The 20,640-nt window shown below is 51.3% G+C and carries 20 protein-coding genes and 1 tRNA gene; 12 read left to right on the plus strand and 9 right to left on the minus strand.

What is annotated here, in order from left to right:
• Nucleotides 1-8 precede the first annotated feature (8 nt).
• Together J7I43_RS11670 and J7I43_RS11675 are read right to left on the minus strand one after the other, a co-directional pair.
• Entirely contained in the window at nucleotides 9-809 is an 801-nt protein-coding gene (locus tag J7I43_RS11670; RefSeq protein ID WP_209145853.1) for a ThuA domain-containing protein, read from the minus strand.
• A gap of 338 nt (nucleotides 810-1,147) precedes the next feature.
• On the minus strand, nucleotides 1,148-2,152 hold the full coding sequence (locus tag J7I43_RS11675) for a class 1 isoprenoid biosynthesis enzyme (protein ID WP_209145854.1): 1,005 nt from the start codon (nucleotides 2,150-2,152) through the stop codon (nucleotides 1,148-1,150).
• 45 nt (nucleotides 2,153-2,197) lie between these two features.
• Between J7I43_RS11675 and J7I43_RS11680 the strand changes: the two genes are divergently transcribed.
• From J7I43_RS11680 to J7I43_RS11690, 3 genes are all read left to right on the plus strand, one after another.
• Entirely contained in the window at nucleotides 2,198-2,413 is a 216-nt protein-coding gene (locus J7I43_RS11680) for a hypothetical protein (RefSeq protein ID WP_209145855.1), read from the plus strand.
• A 71-nt stretch (nucleotides 2,414-2,484) separates the two neighbouring features.
• The gene (locus J7I43_RS11685; RefSeq protein ID WP_209145856.1) at nucleotides 2,485-2,715 is read left to right on the plus strand and encodes a helix-turn-helix transcriptional regulator; all 231 of its coding nucleotides are present in this window, start codon (nucleotides 2,485-2,487) and stop codon (nucleotides 2,713-2,715) included.
• Nucleotides 2,716-2,854: 139 nt separating this feature from the next.
• Complete coding sequence (locus J7I43_RS11690; protein ID WP_209145857.1) at nucleotides 2,855-3,226, plus strand: hypothetical protein; 372 nt, start codon at nucleotides 2,855-2,857, stop codon at nucleotides 3,224-3,226.
• Here J7I43_RS11690 and J7I43_RS11695 read toward each other — a convergent pair.
• The 3 genes from J7I43_RS11695 to recQ all read right to left on the minus strand — a co-directional run bounded on the left by J7I43_RS11695 (nucleotide 3,197) and on the right by recQ (nucleotide 6,623).
• Entirely contained in the window at nucleotides 3,197-4,000 is an 804-nt protein-coding gene (locus J7I43_RS11695; RefSeq protein ID WP_209145858.1) for a hypothetical protein, read from the minus strand. The genes J7I43_RS11690 and J7I43_RS11695 overlap by 30 nt on opposite strands.
• 263 nt (nucleotides 4,001-4,263) lie before the next feature.
• Nucleotides 4,264-4,336: transfer RNA gene (locus J7I43_RS11700), tRNA-Phe, on the minus strand.
• 85 nt (nucleotides 4,337-4,421) lie between these two features.
• Complete coding sequence (gene recQ, locus J7I43_RS11705) at nucleotides 4,422-6,623, minus strand: DNA helicase RecQ (protein WP_209145859.1); 2,202 nt, start codon at nucleotides 6,621-6,623, stop codon at nucleotides 4,422-4,424.
• A 171-nt stretch (nucleotides 6,624-6,794) separates the two neighbouring features.
• Here recQ and J7I43_RS11710 point away from each other — a divergent pair, with 171 nt between their 5' ends.
• The gene (locus J7I43_RS11710) at nucleotides 6,795-7,769 is read left to right on the plus strand and encodes a KpsF/GutQ family sugar-phosphate isomerase (protein WP_209145860.1); all 975 of its coding nucleotides are present in this window, start codon (nucleotides 6,795-6,797) and stop codon (nucleotides 7,767-7,769) included.
• A gap of 3 nt (nucleotides 7,770-7,772) precedes the next feature.
• Nucleotides 7,773-8,864 carry a mannose-1-phosphate guanylyltransferase gene (locus J7I43_RS11715; protein WP_209145861.1) on the plus strand — a complete coding sequence of 364 codons (1,092 nt, stop codon included), beginning with the start codon at nucleotides 7,773-7,775 and terminating at the stop codon, nucleotides 8,862-8,864.
• Between the two features lie 66 nt (nucleotides 8,865-8,930).
• Here J7I43_RS11715 and J7I43_RS11720 read toward each other — a convergent pair whose 3' ends face one another.
• The 3 genes from J7I43_RS11720 to J7I43_RS11730 form a co-directional block, all read right to left on the minus strand.
• Nucleotides 8,931-9,602: a carbonic anhydrase family protein gene (locus tag J7I43_RS11720; RefSeq protein ID WP_209145862.1), complete on the minus strand. Its 672-nt coding sequence runs from the start codon at nucleotides 9,600-9,602 to the stop codon at nucleotides 8,931-8,933.
• Nucleotides 9,603-9,672: 70 nt separating this feature from the next.
• A complete protein-coding gene (locus J7I43_RS11725; RefSeq protein ID WP_209145863.1) occupies nucleotides 9,673-11,322 on the minus strand; it encodes a SulP family inorganic anion transporter in 1,650 nt (549 codons plus the stop codon).
• A gap of 242 nt (nucleotides 11,323-11,564) precedes the next feature.
• Complete coding sequence (locus J7I43_RS11730) at nucleotides 11,565-11,816, minus strand: hypothetical protein (RefSeq protein ID WP_209145864.1); 252 nt, start codon at nucleotides 11,814-11,816, stop codon at nucleotides 11,565-11,567.
• Nucleotides 11,817-12,221: 405 nt separating this feature from the next.
• Here J7I43_RS11730 and J7I43_RS11735 point away from each other — a divergent pair, with 405 nt between their 5' ends.
• The 4 genes from J7I43_RS11735 (at nucleotide 12,222) to J7I43_RS11750 (ending at nucleotide 17,737) form a co-directional block, all read left to right on the plus strand.
• Complete coding sequence (locus J7I43_RS11735; RefSeq protein WP_209145865.1) at nucleotides 12,222-12,560, plus strand: PadR family transcriptional regulator; 339 nt, start codon at nucleotides 12,222-12,224, stop codon at nucleotides 12,558-12,560.
• Between the two features lie 42 nt (nucleotides 12,561-12,602).
• Nucleotides 12,603-14,411, plus strand: coding sequence for a PspC domain-containing protein (locus tag J7I43_RS11740; RefSeq protein WP_209145866.1), 1,809 nt, complete (start codon nucleotides 12,603-12,605; stop codon nucleotides 14,409-14,411).
• 188 nt (nucleotides 14,412-14,599) lie between these two features.
• A complete protein-coding gene (feoB, locus tag J7I43_RS11745; RefSeq protein WP_209145867.1) occupies nucleotides 14,600-16,726 on the plus strand; it encodes a ferrous iron transport protein B in 2,127 nt (708 codons plus the stop codon).
• Between the two features lie 123 nt (nucleotides 16,727-16,849).
• Nucleotides 16,850-17,737 (plus strand): M20/M25/M40 family metallo-hydrolase, encoded by an 888-nt coding sequence (locus tag J7I43_RS11750; protein WP_209145868.1) that lies wholly within the window; start codon nucleotides 16,850-16,852, stop codon nucleotides 17,735-17,737.
• A 4-nt stretch (nucleotides 17,738-17,741) separates the two neighbouring features.
• On the opposite strand, the gene J7I43_RS11755 is transcribed toward J7I43_RS11750, so the two are convergent.
• Nucleotides 17,742-18,359 (minus strand): hypothetical protein, encoded by a 618-nt coding sequence (locus J7I43_RS11755; RefSeq protein WP_209145869.1) that lies wholly within the window; start codon nucleotides 18,357-18,359, stop codon nucleotides 17,742-17,744.
• Nucleotides 18,360-18,492: 133 nt separating this feature from the next.
• Here J7I43_RS11755 and paaA point away from each other — a divergent pair, with 133 nt between their 5' ends.
• The 3 genes from paaA to paaC are packed head-to-tail and all read left to right on the plus strand — an operon-like array spanning nucleotide 18,493 to nucleotide 20,636.
• On the plus strand, nucleotides 18,493-19,491 hold the full coding sequence (gene paaA / locus J7I43_RS11760) for a 1,2-phenylacetyl-CoA epoxidase subunit PaaA (protein WP_209145870.1): 999 nt from the start codon (nucleotides 18,493-18,495) through the stop codon (nucleotides 19,489-19,491).
• A 13-nt stretch (nucleotides 19,492-19,504) separates the two neighbouring features.
• Nucleotides 19,505-19,885 (plus strand): 1,2-phenylacetyl-CoA epoxidase subunit B, encoded by a 381-nt coding sequence (locus tag J7I43_RS11765; protein ID WP_209145871.1) that lies wholly within the window; start codon nucleotides 19,505-19,507, stop codon nucleotides 19,883-19,885.
• Nucleotides 19,872-20,636: a 1,2-phenylacetyl-CoA epoxidase subunit PaaC gene (gene paaC / locus J7I43_RS11770; protein ID WP_209145872.1), complete on the plus strand. Its 765-nt coding sequence runs from the start codon at nucleotides 19,872-19,874 to the stop codon at nucleotides 20,634-20,636. The genes J7I43_RS11765 and paaC overlap by 14 nt, the downstream gene beginning before the upstream one ends.
• Nucleotides 20,637-20,640: the final 4 nt, after the last annotated feature.

Genomic DNA, 20,640 nt, shown 5'->3' on the forward strand with positions numbered 1-20,640 from the left:
GTTTGTATTTATTGATACCGCACCGGTGTGGCCGGGCTGGTAGCATAGGCTTTGGAAAGATCGCGGTGGCCGCTCTGGCTTACCACCCAGCGGAGACCTTCGTACAGGTGGTTCACAAAAACCGGTTCCGCGTAATCGAGTTTGTTGTGGCCGAGGGAAGTGAACCAGATATTGCCGCCATCGAATTGCTGGTACCATACCGCGGGATAATTATTGCCGAAAGAGCCCTGGTTTTTGGTAAGCACCGTGTCGTTCACGATTTTAAGGCTCGCCACATCATGCGCGATGAGCGTTTTGATGCCGGGATACATTTCTTTGGAGAAATAACATTCGTCCTCACGCTCCCAAACATTTGGCACATTAGCCATAGACGGGTGTTTGGGGTCTATCACCTGGAGGCGGAACTTCTGGTACTTGGCATGCCAGGCGAAGGTGCCGCCGATCATTTTTTTGAACCAGTCCCATTTCCTTTCGGTACCGATGGCGGAATGCACGCCCATAAAACCGCCGCCAGACTGGATATACCGCATGAACGCCACTTTCTGCGCATCGGTGTCGAACACATCGTTGTTGGTGCTGGTGAACACGAGCGCGTCGTACCGGCCAAGGTTGGCGTCGGTGAATACGGACGGGTTGTCAGACACGTCCACGGCGAATCCGTGATCCGCGCCCATTTTCTGAAAAGCCGCCACCGCACTGGGAATATTGTCGTGTACATACCCTTTCCCGTTTTTGGTATACACCAGCACCCGGGTCTTTTTCCAGTTCACTTCGCTGCTGCCCGCGCCGGCGGCAGTGCGGCAAGCCATGCCGTAAACGGAGAAACAAAAGAGAACCAATAAAATGAGTGAACTGCTAAAGCGTTTGCCTGTCATATCTGAGAAAATATTTAATGTGGAATACTAGCGGCTTTCTGTTTTCATAACGCGGCCCTTCGTTAAAAGTAAGGATCAGTTGCCGGGAATACAATAACTGCGTGGCAATTAACCGGTTTGTGGGCTATTACAACGTTTGAACTTCCGGACGACCGGGGGCGCCGGGGTTATTATGAATTTTATTTTACCGCTAAAAAGCGTTTTTCCACAGAAAAAAAGCAGCTTAACACCACAATTGCAATCGATTGTACCGGCGGGAGACAAAAAACAATTTATTGGTGATTGGAGAGCTCTTTCACCTGTTTTATCCAACGGAGTTTTTGCGGGAAATTGTCCATGTCGCACACCAGCTGTTTGCGGCTGAGCAGGCTCAGCGCTTCGTGATTGCCGGCGTGGCGGGTATTTTCCTTTAATTGTTCCAGCGCCATCCAGCCCATGGCGTGCAGTGCATGAATGGTGATTTTGTAATTGCCTTTTGCTTCGGGAATAAAAGGAAGCCGCGCCAGCGTGCGGTTAAATTCGGCAACGTCGCGGAGGAACTTTTGCTGGATGCGGTCGTAATCCAGGTAAAGATTGGGAATGGTATAGATGCCGCTTTGAATGTCTTTGTACACGTCGAATGCATCGTTGGTGAGTTGCAGCAGCCCTGCCATGGGGAAAAGCATTTCAAAAACGGCTTCGGAAGGGTAATGATCGAGAATGGAATGAAAAAGCAGGATGGAATGATAACTTTTGCGGTAGGTGATCTGGTACAGTTCTTCTTCTTCGATGCCGCGGTGCAGTTGTTTGAGGGAAGCTTTTTGCCACACGAACACCAGGTGCATATGCTGCAGGAGTTTCTGCCTGTCCGGCGCCTGGCTGAGCAGCAGCAGGTAGATTTTCTGCAGCGCGTGTTCTTTGAATGAGGCCGGCTCGTGGTTTTCGGGGTGCAGGGTAAACGCTTCTATTTTTTCGTGGCTGAGAATATTGTCGTCGAACAGGTCGTCGTACAACGGCCCGAAAACGCTCATCATCAGGATGCGTTGGTGTTCCTGCCGGCTGAGCTGTTTGCCCATGAGGTCGTAAAAGCTGTTGCAGACAAGGTTAAGGGCGAGCTGCCAGTATTTATTGAATCTTTTTACGGAAGAGGGATCGAAAGCATCCGTTTGCCCGGCTTCGAGCGAAGCCAGCAGCGGCGGCAGGTGTTGCCGGAAATAGCTGTTTTGTTTCCTCAGCTGCCGGCGTAATTTGTACAGGTGCGCAGCTGTTTTTAACAGGGTAACCGGAGTGTTTGGCATGGTGTGTTGCAGGTATAAAGGAAAGTCGAAATATAAAAGGTTTTGATGGAAAAAGAAAACATCCGGGGAATGGAGATTAAGAATCAAAAAAAACACTTTAAAGCGCTAAAAAATTTCCATACAAGCGACAAAAGCGAAGCTGACGGCGATAAATGTAATTTAAAAGTAAATTTTATTAAATATCCGAAAAAAAGAGTTGATAAGCGACAAATAGTGCCTGTAAGATATTATTTAGTAATAAAAGTTGTATTTATCTTTTAGATTTAATAAATTGCATTAAAGTATAATTACACCCGGTTAAGTAATAAATTTCAGGTTTCTATCTTTGGCGCATGGCTAAAGATAGGATCGAGTATAACCGGATTCGCGTAATACTGGCGGAAAAGAACCGGAAAAACAAAGATATAGCGGAGGCGATAGGTGTAAGTGAACAAACAGTCAGCAAATGGGTAACCAATACGTCACAGCCAGCTTTGCAACAGTTGTTTGCAATTGCCGGTTTCCTGGGGGTCGATCGCGCGGAACTTCTGGGCAGTGGCAAATTGCTGAATGATAACCAGTGACATATTTTCTTTCAAAATGAGTGCGTGGCTCTCAAAAAGGCTATATCTTTGAAAGGCTTATTCGTCCGCTATAATCGCAGATAACTTCTGTGAACCACATGAAAAGGAAATTCACTTTGGAATCCAGAACTGCTGAATTATGAACACCAATCGCAAATCACCCCGCGCATTCAGGATCGATTCGTCCAAAACATCGTCAGGGCCGCAATATACAAGCTATCATTCCCGTGCATACCGCTGCAGCGCCAACCGGCCTGTCGGTGATGGAAAGATCGGCTTCCGCGCCCATGTAAAAAATGATGCTGCGAAAGAAGAATATGTGGCGGTTTTAAAACAGATCGGGTTATTGTCTGATGTTGCTGTAATGGGTTTCGACAAAGCATTCGAACATTCTTCCCCTGGTGACAGGAAGTACATGAGCTCCATTAAAAATGAGAATATCGAAACGCTGCTGGATGCACTGAACGAACGCCGTGGCGCTTTAATAAAGCAGATCTACATTAGCTGCTAAATAGCGGATAGATGTTTCCCTGTCTTTAAGTTCTTTTTCCATCTTTTCCTTTTCAGGCCCCTTTGCCCGTTCGAAATCCCGCCTGCGGTCTTCCAGCTTTTTCTCCAGTTCTTCTATTTTGGGTTTTACGTATTCGAACAATATTTTCCTGTTATCAGACCCTTTGCGTGTATTAAATTCACCAAGCCAGGAAAAACCGTTACCCGGCGTAGTCCAGTATGTATATCCACAAGCGATTTCGCCGCCGCCTTTGCAGGGTATGTTTTTAGCCTTGATGAAAAGATGGATCGGCATATATTCAACACCCAGTTCCGCAAGCCGGTTACGGTACTTTTCAAGACTGTGACCAACCAGGAAGTATCCGACTTTCGCCCAGGTAATATGCCCGTTGAAAAAAGTCAATGCCTCCGTTCCTCCTGTGGCTGAAACAGAAAGCAGTGTAAATCCCTGCCTGTCCGCCGTGAGCACTTGGTTTACAAAAATGCAAGTACCCTTCCCTGTCTTATGCTGGGTCAATATAAAATCATCGTTTCGGATCGTTTTTGCGGAATAGTTGATCGTGCGCTGTAACCGCATATTGTCGTAATCAATCGTAATTGTTACCCTGGGGAAGTCATCCGCCGCTATCAGCACGCATTTTTCCGAACTCGCACACAATTCGGCATAAGAATAAAAATCATAGGCTCCCGTCAGTGAAATGGCGTCTTCACAACTTTGACCGGTAAGACTTTTATAGCCGGCCTCGTTTTTACACGGCCCCGAAAAATAAATCATCTTTGTCTTTTTAATTGGTTGATTATTATCACTGTTTTATAGATACATACCCAATAAGGATACGCGCCGAATCGCTGTTTTTTATCATATTACAGCGGTTTTGCCGTGCATAAGCAGGTGATAGGTACCGAAAAACCAGAATTTCAGGAGGGATAATTAGAACATTGTTATATAAGAAGACACAAAAAAAACCGCAAGGGGTGAATGACGGCTATAAAAAGAAAAAAGCTTCGAAGTGATTACTTCGAAGCTTCAATTTTCTGTGGTGAGGGCCGGGATCGAACCGGCGACACAAGGATTTTCAGTCCTTTGCTCTACCAACTGAGCTACCACACCGGGCACCCCGTTTGTAAAGGGGAATGCAAAAGTAAGACAATCTTTCAAAAAACCAATAGGTTATGAAAAAATTGTTTCACCCGCGTTAATTGCCGTATTCGACGAGAAACTTGATACGAACGAGTTTCAGCTGTTCGATCGTATAGTTCCCTTCTTTCAGTTCGTCTTTCGCCACCTGCAGGCTCGACGTTTCGCAGCCTTTGAAATATTCGATGATCTCATCCTGCGCATAATCGTCCAGCTCTTCATCGATGCAATAATCCAGGTTCAGCTTGGTGCCGCTTGCCACGATGGTTTCCATTTCATCGAGCAGCTGCGGTATGCTCAGCTCTTTGTTTTTTGCGATGGTTTCCAGCGGCATCTTTTTGTCGATGTTCTGGATGATGAAAACTTTCAGCCCGCTTTTGTTCACCACGCTTTTCATCACGAAATCGTCCGGCTTCACAATGTCGTTTTCCTCCACGTATTTCGAGATCACGTCCACGAACTTTTTACCGTAACGGATAGCCTTGCCTTTGCTTACGCCCTGGATCTTTTCAAGCTCCTGTACGGTGGTGGGATATTGCGTGGCCATGTCTTCCAGCGAGGTTTCGAGGAAGATCACGAACGGCGGCAGGTTCTTTTCCTTCGCTACTTTTTTGCGGAGCTCTTTCAGCATTTCGAACAGCACGGTGTCTGCCGACTGAACGGTTTCCCCGCCCGCGTTTTCCTCTTCTTCTCCCCCTTCTTCGTCGAACTGGTGATTGAGCGCCACGTAAATCGAGAAGGGTTTTTTCATGAATTTTTTACCCTTTTCCGTGATCTTGAGCAGCCCGTATTCTTCGATATCCTTTTCGATAAGGCCTTCGAGCATCATCTGCCGCAGCAGCGAGTTCCAGAAATGCGCGTCGAATTCTTTTCCTTCGCCGAACACGTCCAGCTTGTCGTGCTGGAAAGTGCTGATCTGCGGATTGGATTTACCCGTGATGATATTGATCACATAATCGGAGCCGAAACGTTCCTCGAGGCGGGAAATCGCTTTCAGGGCGATCACCACGCGGTTCTTTACTTCTATTTTTTCTTTCGGGTTGCGGCAGTTGTCGCATTTTCCGCAGTTTTCCGTTTCGTATTTTTCACCGAAATAATGCAGGATCACTTTGCGGCGGCAAACGGCGCTTTCGGCGTAAGCTACCGTTTCGTTAATGAGCTGGGCGCCCATTTCGCGTTCAGACAGCGGTTTGTCGCGCATCAGGTGCTCCAGTTTCTGCACGTCCTTATAAGAATAAAAACAGAGGCAAAGCCCTTCCAGCCCGTCACGGCCGCCGCGGCCGGTTTCCTGGTAATAATTCTCCAGGCTTTTCGGAATGTTGTAATGTATCACGAAACGCACGTCCGGCTTGTCGATCCCCATGCCGAAGGCGATGGTGGCCACGATCACTTCCACTTCCTCGAGCAGGAACATGTCCTGCCGCTGGGCGCGCGTGCCTGAATCCAGCCCGGCATGATAGGCTACGGCCTTGATGCCGTTGGCCACGAGCATGTCTGCCAGTTCCTCCGTGGTTTTGCGGTTGAGCGTGTAAATAATGCCGCTTTTGCCTTTGTGCAGGTGGATGAATTTGACAATCTCCTTGATCGTCTGGTCTTTTTTGCGTTTCGGCCTGATCTCGTAATAGAGGTTGGGGCGGTTGAAGGAGGAAATGAACACTTCGGGCGTGCGCAGCTCGAGGTTCTTCACGATATCGCTCTGCACTTTGGGCGTAGCGGTGGCCGTGAGGGCGATAATAGGCAGATTGCTGCCGACCAGGTCGATCATTTCCTTCAGCCGGCGGTATTCCGGCCTGAAATCGTGACCCCATTCAGAGATACAGTGCGCCTCGTCTACCGCAATGAAGGAGATCTCCAGCTCGCGGAAAAAGTCAATGTTTTCCTGTTTGGTAAGCGTTTCCGGCGCTACGTACAGCATTTTGGTCTTGCCGGACTGGAGGTCGGTGCGCACTTTTTTGATCTGCGCCTTGGTAAGGGTGGAATTGAGAAAATGGGCCACATTGTCTTTGCTGCTGTATGAACGTATCAGGTCCACCTGGTTTTTCATCAGCGCGATCAACGGGCTCACGATGAGCGCCACCCCGGGGCTCATCAGTGCCGGCAGCTGGTAACATAACGATTTACCGCCGCCTGTTGGCATGATCACGAATGTATCTTTTCCGGAAAGTATGCTTTTAATAATCTTCTCCTGATTCCCTTTGAAGGAATCAAACCCAAAATGTTCGTGTAATGCATCCAACAAACTAACCTTTGCAACAGCCATCACATTAAGATTTTACTTGTAAACCAGGGCGATAATCCGCCCGTCCATAGATGAAAAATATTCAACATGTATTTTTGGGGGACACGAAATTACCAAAAAAACCCCTTTGTGTCAATATAATTTATATGATCGTTGCCCTTGGCTAAAAAATGATAAATTTGCAGCTGTCGCATGAAACAGAAGACTACCGTAAATATCCGGGAAACAGGAAAAAGGACCGTCAGGCTGGAATCTGCCGCCATCGGGAGTTTGGAGCAATTTATCAATGAAGACTTTGAACGAACGGTGGAGCTGATCGCCAGCTGCCAGGGCCGCGTGGTGATCACCGGCATCGGTAAAAGCGCTATCATCGCCCAAAAGATAGTGGCTACTCTTAATTCCACAGGTACGCCTGCCTTGTTTATGCACGCCGCGGACGCTATTCACGGCGATCTGGGGATGATCACCCCGGACGATGTGGTGGTATGCATATCCAAAAGCGGGGAATCGCCCGAGATAAAAATATTGGTGCCCCTGGTCAAAAACCTGGGCAATATCCTGGTCGCGATCGTCGGCAAACTGGATTCTTACCTGGCGCAATCGGCACATTTTGTGCTGAATACGTATGTGAGCCAGGAAGCCTGCCCCAACAACCTGGCCCCAACATCCAGCACCACGGCGCAGATGGTAATGGGCGACGCGCTGGCGGTGTGCCTGATCGAAATGAAAGGGTTTACGGCGGAAGACTTTGCCAGGTTCCATCCCGGCGGCACTTTGGGGAAAAAACTCTACCTCCGGGTGGGCGACGTCAGCCGGCTGCACCAGGTACCGAAAGTAAAGCTGAACAGCAGCCTGCGGGAAGTGATCCTGGAGATCTCCTCCAAAATGCTCGGCGTTACCGGGGTAACCGATGAGGAGGATCATCTTCTGGGCATTATTACAGACGGCGACCTGCGCCGCATGCTCGAAAAGAACCTGGACGCGACAGAGGTAACGGCGGCCGACATTATGAGCCGCAACCCCAAAACCATCCGGCACGACGAGCTGGCCGTAAACGCCCTCGAACTGATGCGGGAATACGATATAACGCAATTACTGGTCATGAAAGATGAGCAGTATCATGGAATTATACATTTACACGATTTAATCCGAGAAGGAATTATTTGAGAGATGACACCGTTGAACAAGCATTTTTATGTGGCCATCATGGCCGGAGGTATTGGTAGCCGTTTCTGGCCGTATAGCCGTACAGACTACCCCAAACAGTTCCTCGATATCCTTAATACGGGCAAAACGCTTTTGCAATGGACCTATGAACGGTTCACGCAGTTTATCCCCGAAGAGAATATTTATATCGTCACGCATCACCAGTACGTGGACCTGGTGGGCAAACAGCTGCCCAACCTCCCGGCCGGCAATATCGTGGCCGAGCCTTCACGCAAAAACACGGCGCCCTGCGTGGCATATATTTCCCACAAGATCCATAAAAAGGACCCCAAAGCCAGCATGATCTGCGCCCCGGCGGACCACCTCATTATGGACCCCACCAGCTTCACCAGCACCTGCCTCAACGCGCTGCTGTTCGCCCAGAAAAACAACGCCCTGCTCACCCTGGGCATCAAACCCACCCGGCCAGACACCGGTTACGGGTATATCCAGTTCGAAACCGAACAGGTGGCGGATAATGTCTATAAAGTGAAAACGTTCACCGAAAAACCGAACCTCGAACTGGCCAAAACTTTCCTCAAAAGCGGGGACTTCCTCTGGAACGCGGGCATTTTCGTGTGGAACTCCAAATCCATCCTGCAGGCGTTCGCCGAGCACCTGCCCGAAATGGACGAGCTGTTCGTTGCCGAAAAAGAAGTGCTCAACACCCCCGGGGAAAAAGACGTGATCGACCGCATCTATTCACAATGCACCAACCTTTCCATCGACTACGGCATTATGGAAAAAGCGGACAATGTATACGTGATCCCTTCCAACTTCGGCTGGAGCGACCTTGGCACCTGGGCTTCCGCTTACGAGAACCTGGAAAAGGATTATCTCGGCAATGCCGTGCAGGGAAAAAACGTGATGGTGATAGATGCCACAAAATGTATGGTGAAAGCGCCGAACGACAAACTGGTACTGCTTCAGGGGCTGGACGATATGATCGTGATAGATACGCCGGACGTGCTGCTGGTCTGCAAAAAGGAAAACGAACAGCAGATCAAGGAATATGTAGCGGAAGTGAAACGCCACAAGGGCGACAAATACATGTGATCTCAGGAACGAAAAGACATAAAAAAGCCGGAAGTGACTGCTCTTCCGGCTTTTGCTTTTTCAGATTCAGGCGGTTTGGGCTTCCACTTGCTGCGGCTGTCCTATCCGCTTGGTATGCTCGTGGAAAGTAACCACGCCCGTTTCAACATCATACATGGCTCCTATGATGCCTGCTTCACCGCGGTCGATCAGGTCCGCGAGAATGCTGCTTTGCTCGAGTATGGCTTGTACCGAGCGTTCAGTATGTATATTCGCAACCGCGTCCACAAACTCGTGGTTCTTGGAATTGCGGTTTTCCTTAAAAGTTTTTTCCTGGAACACGGCCGGGCGGATCTTGCCCAGCAAACCGGTGAGGTTGCCCATTTCGACGCCGTCGCAGGCGCCTTTGATGGCCCCGCAGTGAGAGTGGTTCAGCACCACGATGATCTTTGAACCGGCCACTTTACAGGCATATTCGAGGCTGCCCAGCACATTGTCTGAAATAACTGCGCCGGCTAAACGAATGCTGAAAATGTCTCCCAGGCCCTGATCAAAGATCAGCTCGGCGGAAGTACGGCTGTCCATACAGCTTACGATGGCGGCGAAAGGCCATTGTCCCTCCTTTGTTTCATTCACCTGTTCAAGCAGGTTGCGGTGCGCGCGAAGGTTTTGAACGAACCTTTCGTTGCCGTGCCTGAGCAGTTCAAGTGCGGTGGCCGGCGTAAGGCTGCTTAAGACGGTTTTATTGAGTGTTTTCATGATCATGGGTTTTTTACTGATGATTTTACGTTTACTGATTCACTTTTCTGAAAAGGCCCTTGCCGTATGTTTAGTTGACTGATAATTCTTTCAAAAGGTCTTTGTGCGTGCCGTTCGTGATCGCCACAACCGGTTTTTCCTTTTCTTCCTTGTTCTCGAGGAAAAGATGGTCGGTATTGTTGACCTTATATGCATCCTTGAAACCTTTCAGCACCACTTTGATGTTTTTTTGCGGCGCCTTGATCTGCGTGAACTCGCGGATAATGTCCAGCACGTCCTGGTCGATGTAGACGGTTTTGCTGGCGTCGATCACCACGGTGCAGTTCTCCGGCATTTTGTCCAGCGTAAGCAGGATGTTGGCTTTGTTGAGGAAGGACACTTCCTGGCTCAGCTCGAGGTTGAACAGGTCGCCGGTGCGGTATCTTTCTTTATGGAAAAAATAAGGCGCTTTCATGTTGCCGACCATAATGAACAGCACGCTTACGCAGAGGCCTACCGCCACGCCCACGAGCAGGTTGGTGAATACGATCACGCCTACGGTAACGAGGAAGGGGATCCACTGGTATTTGCCTTTGGCGAACATGCTTTTGAAAACCGTGGGTTTACACAGTTTGTAACCGGTTACCAGCAGCACGCCCGCGAGGGTAGACAGCGGGATGTGGTTCAGCAGCACGGGGATGAGCGCGGCGCACACCAGCAGCAGCGTACCATGCGTCATGGTAGCGAGTTTCGTACGGCCGCCGGCGTTGATGTTGGCGGAAGAACGAACGATCACCGAAGTGATGGGCAAACCGCCGATCAGGCCGCTGGCCATGTTGGCGATACCCTGGGCACGCAGTTCCCTGTTCGGGTTCGAATATCTTTTGAGGGGATCGAGTTTGTCTGTGGCTTCAAGGTTCAGCAGCGTTTCGATGGAAGCTACCAGCGCGATGGTGCCGGCAACGATCCAAACCTGGCCGCTGAGGAGGTGGCTGAAATCGGGCAGGGAGAACTGGCTGATGAAACCGTTGAAAGATTCTGCTACGGGCAGCGTTACCAGGTGCGATTGTTCGAGCGCGAGGCTGGAGCCTGTAGCGATGAACAGTTCGTTGAGGCCAACGCCGGCCAGAACGGCCACCAGGGCTGCGGGAATGGCGCCGGCTTTCGGAATTTTTGACCAGTAAAGCAGTATGAGGATAGACACGATCGTAATGATGGTGGCGCCTAACTGTATATGTCGGATACTGCTCAATGCGGAGGAAAGGATGTTTTCCCCGCTCACCTGGATGAATGCCAGCTGGCCTTCCGCCTGTTCGTCGTGCCCAACGGCATGCGGGATCTGCGTTAGGATGATGCTGATGCCGATAGCGGTGAGCATACCGGTAATTACGTTGGAAGGAAAATAGTTGGCGATCACGCCGGCTTTAACAAAGCCCAGCACCAGCTGGATCGCACCGGCGAGAAAAACCGCGAGCAGAAAGGTTTCCCAGGAGCCCAGTTTGAGGATCGCCGCGGCCACGATGGTGATCAAACCAGCCGCGGGGCCGCTTACGCTAAGTTGGGAGCCGCTGAAAAAGCCTACCACGATACCCCCGAGCATACCGGAAATAAGCCCGGCAAACAGGGGCGCGCCGGAAGCGAGGGCAATGCCCAGGCACAACGGGATGGCAATAAGAAAAACCACAAGGCCGGAGGACATATCGCCCTTGATATTGGAGAAGATAGAAGTCTTCGTACTCATCTGATGAATGGTTTATACAGATCGCGGCACTGAAGCCGTTCCTGGGAGGCATGCAGTCATTGGATGCAGGCAGGACCGGGTCCGCCAAAGCCGTGCTGATATACGGAGCCGTGCATCCGCCGCGCGTCTGCGGTTATGCACATCGCCATAGCATCAGCCGCAGTTGCGGGATCGGTGCTGGATCTGTTCTTGGAATAATAATGAAACGGAAAAACATGGCGGATACGCCACGTATGGGTTAATTAAGCACGGGCCACGTTGGGGGGCGGCGTTTGGATTTCCTGGATCGGGCTCGCAGGGATCTCCTCGTAATAATTATAATTTAATGTGCTTAGAAACAATTCGGGGCTCATGGCTGCTTCCAATTCAGACTGGCGGTGAAAGCTGAGGTCGCTGGTGAGCTTCGGGCCTTTGGAGGAACACCCGCCTTCCACATGCTCTTCCACGATCTGGTTATTAAACAGCAGTTTCCCTACTTCCTTGATAGGAAGCATCTGAATACACATCAGACTAACGAGAAATGTACTGAGTAACTTTTTCATCAAAATCTTATACAAAAGCAAAAATAACCTCCTAAATCTACAAATCATATTCCCTAAGGTCAAAAAAATGTTAAATCGTTTTGCAATTGATTCTAAACCTGCCACTTATAGTTGTTCGTCCTGGTATATGTTCATCCTCCCTACAAACCGTTCATCACAAATCCCGTTTCCTTTTCCGGCCGGGGGAATTCCGTAAAACCAGCCACCGTAGCGCATTTTACGCTCTTTCAACGGTAATATTTAAAGCAAATTAGTTTGCAACGTATGGTATTGTGTATTGCATAGTAGTAAATAGTTCATATCTTTGTGTCGTCAGGCTGATAAAACCGTCGGCCTTTTAATAAAAGCTCACTTGCCATGAATATAGACAACACACAATCACAGATGAGAAAAGGGGTGCTCGAGTTCTGCATCCTTTCCATCATCAAGCAAGGCGAGGCTTACCCTTCAGACATTATTGAAAAAATGAAAGAAGCGAAGCTGGATATCCTGGAAGGGACCTTATACCCGCTTTTGACACGTCTCAAAAATGCGGAACTGCTCACCTACCGCTGGGTGGAAAGCAGTTCGGGCCCCCCGCGGAAATATTTTTCCATGACCGAAAAGGGTGAGCTCTTTTACCGGGACCTGGAAAACACCTGGAACGAACTCGCCAACGCCGTGCAGCAACTCACTCAACCTAACACCATCCAATAAACGTCCATCCGTTTACCTAAAACCTAAAAACACGATTGGAAAATGAAAAAGATCATCAATATAAACTTGTCCAGCCGCCTGATCCCGATCGAGGATTCGGCTTACGAGATCCTGCGGCAGTACCTGGACAGCCTGAAGCGTTATTTTTCGCAGGAAGAGGGTGCAGATGAAATCGTAGGGGATATTGAAAGCCGCATCGCGGAGATCTTCCAGGATAAAATCCGTAAAGGCGCACATTGCATCACCGATGAAGATGTGCAGGCCATTAAAACATCCATGGGCACGCCCGAGCAGTTCGGGGAAGAGGCCGGTGGAAGTACGAACGCGAATCAGTCCAATACCTCTTCTTCCGCCACAGAATCGTTCGCTCCGTACATCCGCCCGCGTAAAAGGTTTTACCGCGATACCGACAACAAAGTGCTGGGTGGCGTTTGCTCCGGCCTCGGCGCTTATTTTAATGTGGACCCCATCGTGTTCCGCATCATTTTCGCCCTGATGGCCATCGGCCTTTATGGCGGCGGTATCGTGCTCTACTTCATCCTCTGGTTCGCCACGCCCGAAGCCGTTACGGCCGCGGAAAAACTCGAAATGCGGGGCGAGCGGGTAGACCTTAACAATATCAAGAACACCGTACAGGAAGAAATGAACTCCTTCCGCAGCCGCATGGAAAAAATGGGAGACGATGTCCGAAATTTTTCGGAGGGCCGCGGGAAACAGTTCGGTAGAGATGCCGGTTCTGCAATAGAAGGGTTCTTCCGGGGAATATTGAACATCATCGGCTTCATGGCTAAAGGGTTCTTCCTGTTCCTCGGCGTGGTAATGCTCTTCGTATTGGTGGTGACGCTCATTATGGCTGCCATCTTTTCCGCGGTCCTTATCCCGGTTAAAGACCTCATTTTCGACGCCGGCCCGCAAACTTTCCTGTTCTGGCCCGCCCTCGCACTGCTGATCGGTATCCCCATCCTGGCGCTGATATTGTTCCTCGTGCGCAAAATGACCGGTATCAAACAGACAAATAAATACGCAGGTTACACCCTGGGTTTCTTCTGGATCCTGGGCATTGTATTCGCCGTGTGGCTGGCCGTTTCCGTCACCCGCGACTTCACCGGCGCCACACGTTACGTGAAGGAGCCCGTCGCCATCACACAGCCTTCCAAAGGCCGGCTCGTGATCCGCAAAGCGGAAGACATGCTGGTGATAGACGACCTGAACATTTTCGACGGCAATCTCCGTGTGGTAGACGATACCGCCATCATCGGCGACATCAGGCTGTATCTCAGGCCCAGCCCTACAGACAGCTTCGCGCTGGAAGTGAGAAAGTCATCCCACGGCCGTACTTCCAGCCAGGCAGCCATGCTGGCCAACGAGATCAGCTACCGCATCCATCAGCAGGATTCCGTACTGTATATTCCCGGCGGCTTCTCCATTCCGCGTAATTCCGTTTATCGCAACCAGGAAGTGGATATCTACCTGTATGTGCCCAAAGGCCGCGACTTTACGATAGACCGCGGCGTGCGCCACATGGTGAACGATTGGGGTCACAAATGGTGGAGGAACAACCGCGATTACGACTGGAACGACGATGACGAGACCAGGATATACATGAACGAAAACGGATGGGAGCCTGAAGTGAAAGAAGATCCCGTGCGCCGCGGCACCGATTCGGTATACCAGAATTACCGCTACCAGGGCCCGCGCAGGGAAAACGATACCCCGGGAAAAACGCCCCCGGCTGAAAATACCACCCCCGTGGAAGACAGCAAACAGAAAGATTCCGGCTCGGTGAAAGACCGGCGCACAACAGGCGTCGCCCTGCTGAGCATGGTATTCGCCAATGCATTTACCCGCTAAAACAGCAAAAATTCGTCACAATAAGTTTAGTTTCACATAAATTGAAACAAAACCGCGGTATCCACCGCGGTTTTTTATTGAAAAGAAGGCTTTCGGGCCGCCGTTCCTCCATTTTTCCCGATCCGATCATTCTGCCCGGCTTTTAATTGCTAGTTTTGCATATTCAAAAATTGAAGGATCAGATAAGGATGAAGGTACCAATTAACATTGCACTGGTCGGAAACCCGAACAGTGGTAAGAGCTCTCTCTTTAACGCGCTGACAGGATTAAACCAGAAGGTGAGTAATTTCCCGGGGGTAACGGTGGATAAAAAAACCGGCATTTCCAGGATCAATCCCCAGCTGATGGCCAATATCATCGACCTGCCCGGTACCTATAGCCTTTATCCCAAAAGCGCGGACGAGTTCGTAACCTACGACGTGCTGCTGAACCCGGACGGGGAAGACCGACCGGACATGGTCCTCATCATCGCCGATGCTTCCAACCTCAAGCGCAACCTCCTTTTCTGCTCGCAGATTATCGACCTGAAACTGCCCGTTATTATCGGCCTCACCATGATGGACCTCGCCAAGAAAAAAGGCATCGAAGTAGACCTGGCCGGGCTGGAAAGAGAGCTGGGCGTGCCCGTGGTGGCCATCAACCCGAGAAAAAACAAGGGCCTTCCCGCACTCAAAAAGAATATTGAGCTGATCGCGCAGGAAAAATTCGGCGCACCCGCCAGGGATTTTATTGAAAACCACCAGCTGGCGCCAAGCGTGATAGACGGGGTGAAACAGGAACTTCCGGGGCTGAGCGATTACGCGGCGCTGCACGTGGCCGTGAATTACGACGAACTGGAATTTCTCGGCAAAACCCGCCGGCAGTCCATCCGCAATCTTCAGCACCAGCAGCAGTTCAACAAAACCAAAGTGCAGGCAGACGAGATCATGCAGCGTTACGCCCGCATCAAACATATTATGAACAGCACGGTCGTGGAAACCGATCCTTTGCAGCAACAGCTGCAAACCGAGCGGATAGACAACCTGCTGCTGCACCGTTTCTGGGGCTACGCCATTTTGCTGGCCGTGCTTTTCCTGCTGTTCCAGAGCATTTTCTGGATCGCCAGTTACCCGATGGACCTGATCGAAGCGGCTTTTGGCTCGCTCAGCGGCTGGGTGTCCGGCATTTTACCGGAAAATAATTTCAGCGACCTGCTGGTGAACGGCGTCATTGCCGGTCTTGGCGGTATCGCGGTGTTTATTCCGCAGATCATGATCCTGTTCGGGCTGATCACGGTATTGGAAGACACGGGTTACATGGCCCGCATCAGCTTCCTCACCGACCGCCTGATGCGCCAGGTGGGCCTCAACGGCAAATCCGTGATGCCGCTGATCAGCGGCGTGGCCTGTGCCGTGCCTGCGATTATGGCGGCAAGAAATATCGAGAACCGCAAGGAAAGGCTGATCACCATTATGATCACGCCGCTGATGAGCTGTTCCGCGCGTTTGCCGATCTATACGATCATGATCGCGCTGGTGATACCAGACAAACCGGTGCTGGGCTTCCTGAGCCTGCCGGGCCTGGTGATGATGGGGCTTTACCTGCTCGGGTTCTTCATGGCCATTCTCGTGGCTGCAATCATGAAACTGTTCGTGAAGATCAGGGAGAAAAGTTATTTCATCATGGAACTGCCCGTTTACCGCGCGCCCCGCTGGAAAAACGTAGGCACCACGATGGTGGAAAAAGCGAAAATATTCGTGATGGACGCCGGTAAGGTGATCATGGTGATCTCCGTGATCCTCTGGTTCCTGGCTTCTTACGGTCCTTCCAAACCCATGGAGGCTGTGCATGCCAAATACGAGCTGCTGCAGTCGCAAACCACCGACAGCACGCAGCTGGCCGACCTCGACCACCAGTTCCAGTCCGAGAAACTGGCCAGCTCCTATGCCGGCATCCTGGGCCATGCGATCGAGCCGGCGGTAAAGCCGCTGGGTTTCGACTGGAAGATCGGTATTGCGCTGATCACGTCTTTCGCGGCCCGCGAAGTGTTTGTAGGCACCATGGCGACGCTGTACAGCGTAGGCGAGGCAGATGAAACGGACGCCACGCTGCGTGAAAAAATGGCTTCGGCCACGCGGATAGACGGTACGCCGGTGTATACGCTGGCAACAGGATTGTCGCTGATGATATTTTACGCCTTTGCGATGCAATGCATGAGCACGCTGGCCATTGTGAAGCGGGAAACGAAGAGCTGGAAATACCCGGTCATCCAGTTTGTGTATATGACGGCCATCGCGTATGTCTGCAGCTGGATCGTGTTTGAGATCTTCAAATAATCGCCCCGATAATTGTTTCGGAAAACCGCCGGCGTTTTGCAGGCGGTTTTTGTTTTTTGTAAAGCGAAGCGTTTATATCTTTCGAACCGGCGAATCCGTATTTTTGATAAAATACCCGGCATCATGAGATACATCCTTGCTTCGCTGAGCCTGTTCGTTACCCTTGCCGCGCACGCACAGATAGATTCCACCCAGCTGATGAAAGACGTAAAAACCCTTTCCGCCGACAAAATGGAAGGGCGAAAAACCGGCTCCAAAGGCAACCGCCTGGCGCAGTTTTACCTGCTGGACCGGTTGAAACAACTGAAGATCAGTCAGTTCAGCAACACCTTCGAACAGCCTTTTTATTTCAACCGCGGGCAAGACAGGATCATGGGCACGAATCTGTACGGGTATATCCCTGGCCGGGTAGACAGCTTCATCGTGATTTCCGCGCATTACGATCACGTTGGCACACGTAAAACCGGCAATACGGCAGACAGCATTTTCAACGGCGCGGACGACAACGCCTCCGGCGTGGCCACGCTGCTCGCCATCGCGAAATATTACAAGGATCATCCCCCGAAATACAACCTCATTTTCGCCCTGTTCGATGCCGAAGAAATGGGCCTGCAGGGCGCAAAAGCTTTTGTTGCCCGTCCGCCGGCGCACGCATCGAAGATCGTGCTGAACATCAACATGGACATGGTGAGCCATAACGATAAAAACGAACTGTACGTTTGCGGCACTACGCCCTATCCCGCGCTGAAAGCCCCGGTAACTGCGGCGGCGGCCCGCAGCGAGGTGAACCTGCCTTTGGGTCACGATAAAACATCAGACGGCAGCCAGAACTGGATCCCGCAAAGCGACCATTACGAGTTTCACAAAGCGAAGATCCCCTTCCTGTATTTCGGGGTGGAAGACCACGCCGATTACCACAAAGTGACCGATGAATTTGAAAAGATCAACCTTTCTTTTTTTTATCGCGCCGCGGGCGCGGTGCTGGAAGTGGTGAAGGAATTCAACAAATAAAACGTTACATCTCCGGCGTTGAAACGCCCGTTCTGCGCAGCTCTTCCCTGACGCGGCGAAACCAGTCCCGCTGTGCCGCCAGGTTCCTGCCCTGGTTCACGGCATTGTCGAAATCTTCCTGCAGGCGGTTCATTTCCCGGAAAGATTCAAGGTATTCGTATTGGATGCGGCTGTCGTGATCGTCGATCGTGAGCGGCATAGACAGTACTTTTTGCCGGAAACGCTCGGCTGCCAGCCTCGTGATGTCGAAATGCAGCTGTTCGTGCTCGAGCGTGAGCCGGGAGGGCGGCATGGTGCGCGCCCAGGAGGCGCTTTTTACCCAGAACACCTGCAATACCAGCCGGATCTCCAGCGTGTCCCGATAACTGCGGGTGCTGCCGTCGAACGCGAAACTGGTATAACTCACGGCTTCGCTGCGGCCGGAAGAGCTGCTTCTGCCTTTAAAATCGTCCGGCGAAATGTGGCGCTGATGATAAAAAAGCGTGTCGGACGCAGGGTTTTCCGCGCGGTTTTCTTCCACAAAAACGACCTTGACCACGGGCGCGGTTTTCCCCCGGCCCTTTTCGGGGCTTTGCAGGCTGGAAATGCAGCAGCAAAACAGTGCGATGGCAGTCGTGATCATGCAATATTAAAGATCGGAAATGTGCTGCAAGACAGGCAAAAAAGTTTGTTAAATCCGCAATGGGAGCCGGAATACCAAATTGGGCGATAGTGCAAAATTCAGTAAATTACAGGATTACCAAAACAATCATTCCATGTATGGAGGCGGATATATTTTCGACGAGCCCGACAAACGGCAGTTGAAAGAAGAGCAATTGCACGACGATCCTGAAAAGCTCGTGGAATTTGAAGCGCGCATCGCCCGGGGTGAAAAGATAGAGCCCGGGGACTGGATGCCGTCTGAATATCGCAGGCAGCTGATCCGGCTGATAGAACAACATGCCCATTCCGAGATCATCGGCGCATTGCCCGAAGGCACCTGGATCACCCGCGCGCCGGGATTCAAGCGCAAACTGGCGCTTATCGCCAAAGTGCAGGACGAGATCGGCCACGGGCAGTTGCTGTACAACGCGGCCGAAACCCTGGGCAAAAGCCGTGAAGCCATGATCAACGATCTGCTCAGCGGAAAATCAAAATATTCCAACGTATTTAATTATCCCGCGGAAACCTGGGCAGACGTGACGGTGATCGGCTTCCTGATAGACGCTGCCGCCATCGTGAACCAGGTGGCCAACGCAAAAGGTTCTTACGGCCCCTACTGCCGCGCCCTCGAAAGGATCTGCTACGAAGAAAGTTTTCATCTCAAACAAGGCCACGACGCATTTATCGAACTGGCCACCGGTACGCCCGCGCAGCGCGCCATGGTGCAGGACGCGCTGAACCGCTGGTGGCAGCCCATCATGCATTTCTTCGGCCCGCCGGATAAAAATTCCGTGCACAGTGAAAAACTGATGCAGTGGAAAGTGAAAATGGCCAGCAACGACGATATGCGCAACCAGTTCCTCGACGCTTACGTGCCGAAGATATGGGACCTCGGCCTCAGCCTGCCGGATGAAAACCTGAAAAAAGACCCTGTCACCGGCAAATGGTGTTATTCCGACCCGGACTGGGACCTGTTCAAAAAGGTGATCAACGGCGGCGGCCCCTGCAACAAAGAAAGGCTCGACGTGCGGAAATGGGCCGAAGAACATGGCCGCTGGGTACGCAAGGCATTAATGAACCCGGCCGAAAAAACGACCGCGCCGGTCGCTTAACAATATACCAACCATGGATAACCAATCATTAGACCCGCGCGTAAAACGCCTCAAACTCAATACCGGCGGGGAACCCGTTACCGTACACGAAGGAGAGAACTGGAACGTTTTTGAAGTATTTCACCAGGAAAAACGCGGCGCCCATCACGAGCACGTAGGTTGCGTACATGCTCCAAACGCCCAACTGGCGCTCGTTTTCGCGAAAGAACAATTCGCCCGGCGAAAAAAGTGCGTGAATCTCTGGGTGGTGCGCAGCGCAGATATTCTCTCTTTTGATACCGAAGACGAAGACATGTTCGCCAACAATCTCGATAAAACCTACCGCGACGCCAGCGGCTTCAAGGTGATGGAGAAGATCAACAAATTCAAAAAATCGACGCATGACAAGGAATGAAGCCATCAGTCAAATGCTTACCGCCATGGCGGACGATGCGCTGATACAGGGCCATCGCAACTCCGAATGGACGGGCCTCGGCCCGATCATGGAGGAAGACATCGCATTTTCTTCCATGGCGCAGGACAAGATCGGCCATGCCTGGGCGCTTTACCGCATCCTCCACGAAAACCTGGGCGGCACGGAGCCGGACCGCTTCGCATTCCTCCGCGGCGAAAAAGATTACCGTTGCTGCCACCTCGTGGAAATGCCCAACGGGGAATACGATTTCAGCCTGGTGCGCCATTTCCTGTTCGACCATGCGGAGGCCGTGCGCTGGGAACATCTGCAGCAAAGCACTTTCGAGCCGCTCGCGCTCACCGCGCGGAAGCTGAAAGGGGAAATAAAATATCATACGCTGCACGCCAACGCCTGGATCACGCAGCTGTGCCGCGCGGGTGAAGAAAGTTACGCGAGGATGCAATCCGCCCTTAACGTTTGTTTCCCGCTGGCGCTGGGCATTTTCGAGCCGAGCCCCGAAGCGGAAACGTTGCTGGTGAACGAAAAAATTTACGCCGGCGAAGCCACGCTGAAAGAGCAGTGGCTGGACAGGACCTACAACATCCTTTCCGTGGCAGGCCTTAACCTGCCTTCAGAAGGATCGGTAACGCCCGCCTACGGCGGCCGCAAAGGATATCATACCGAATATCTCCAGCCTTTGCTGGATGAAATGGGATACGTTTTCAGGCTCGACCCGGAAGCGGTCTGGTAATCAA

The organism is Chitinophaga chungangae (genome assembly GCF_017742215.1).
Taxonomy (GTDB): Bacteria; Bacteroidota; Bacteroidia; order Chitinophagales; family Chitinophagaceae; genus Chitinophaga; species Chitinophaga chungangae.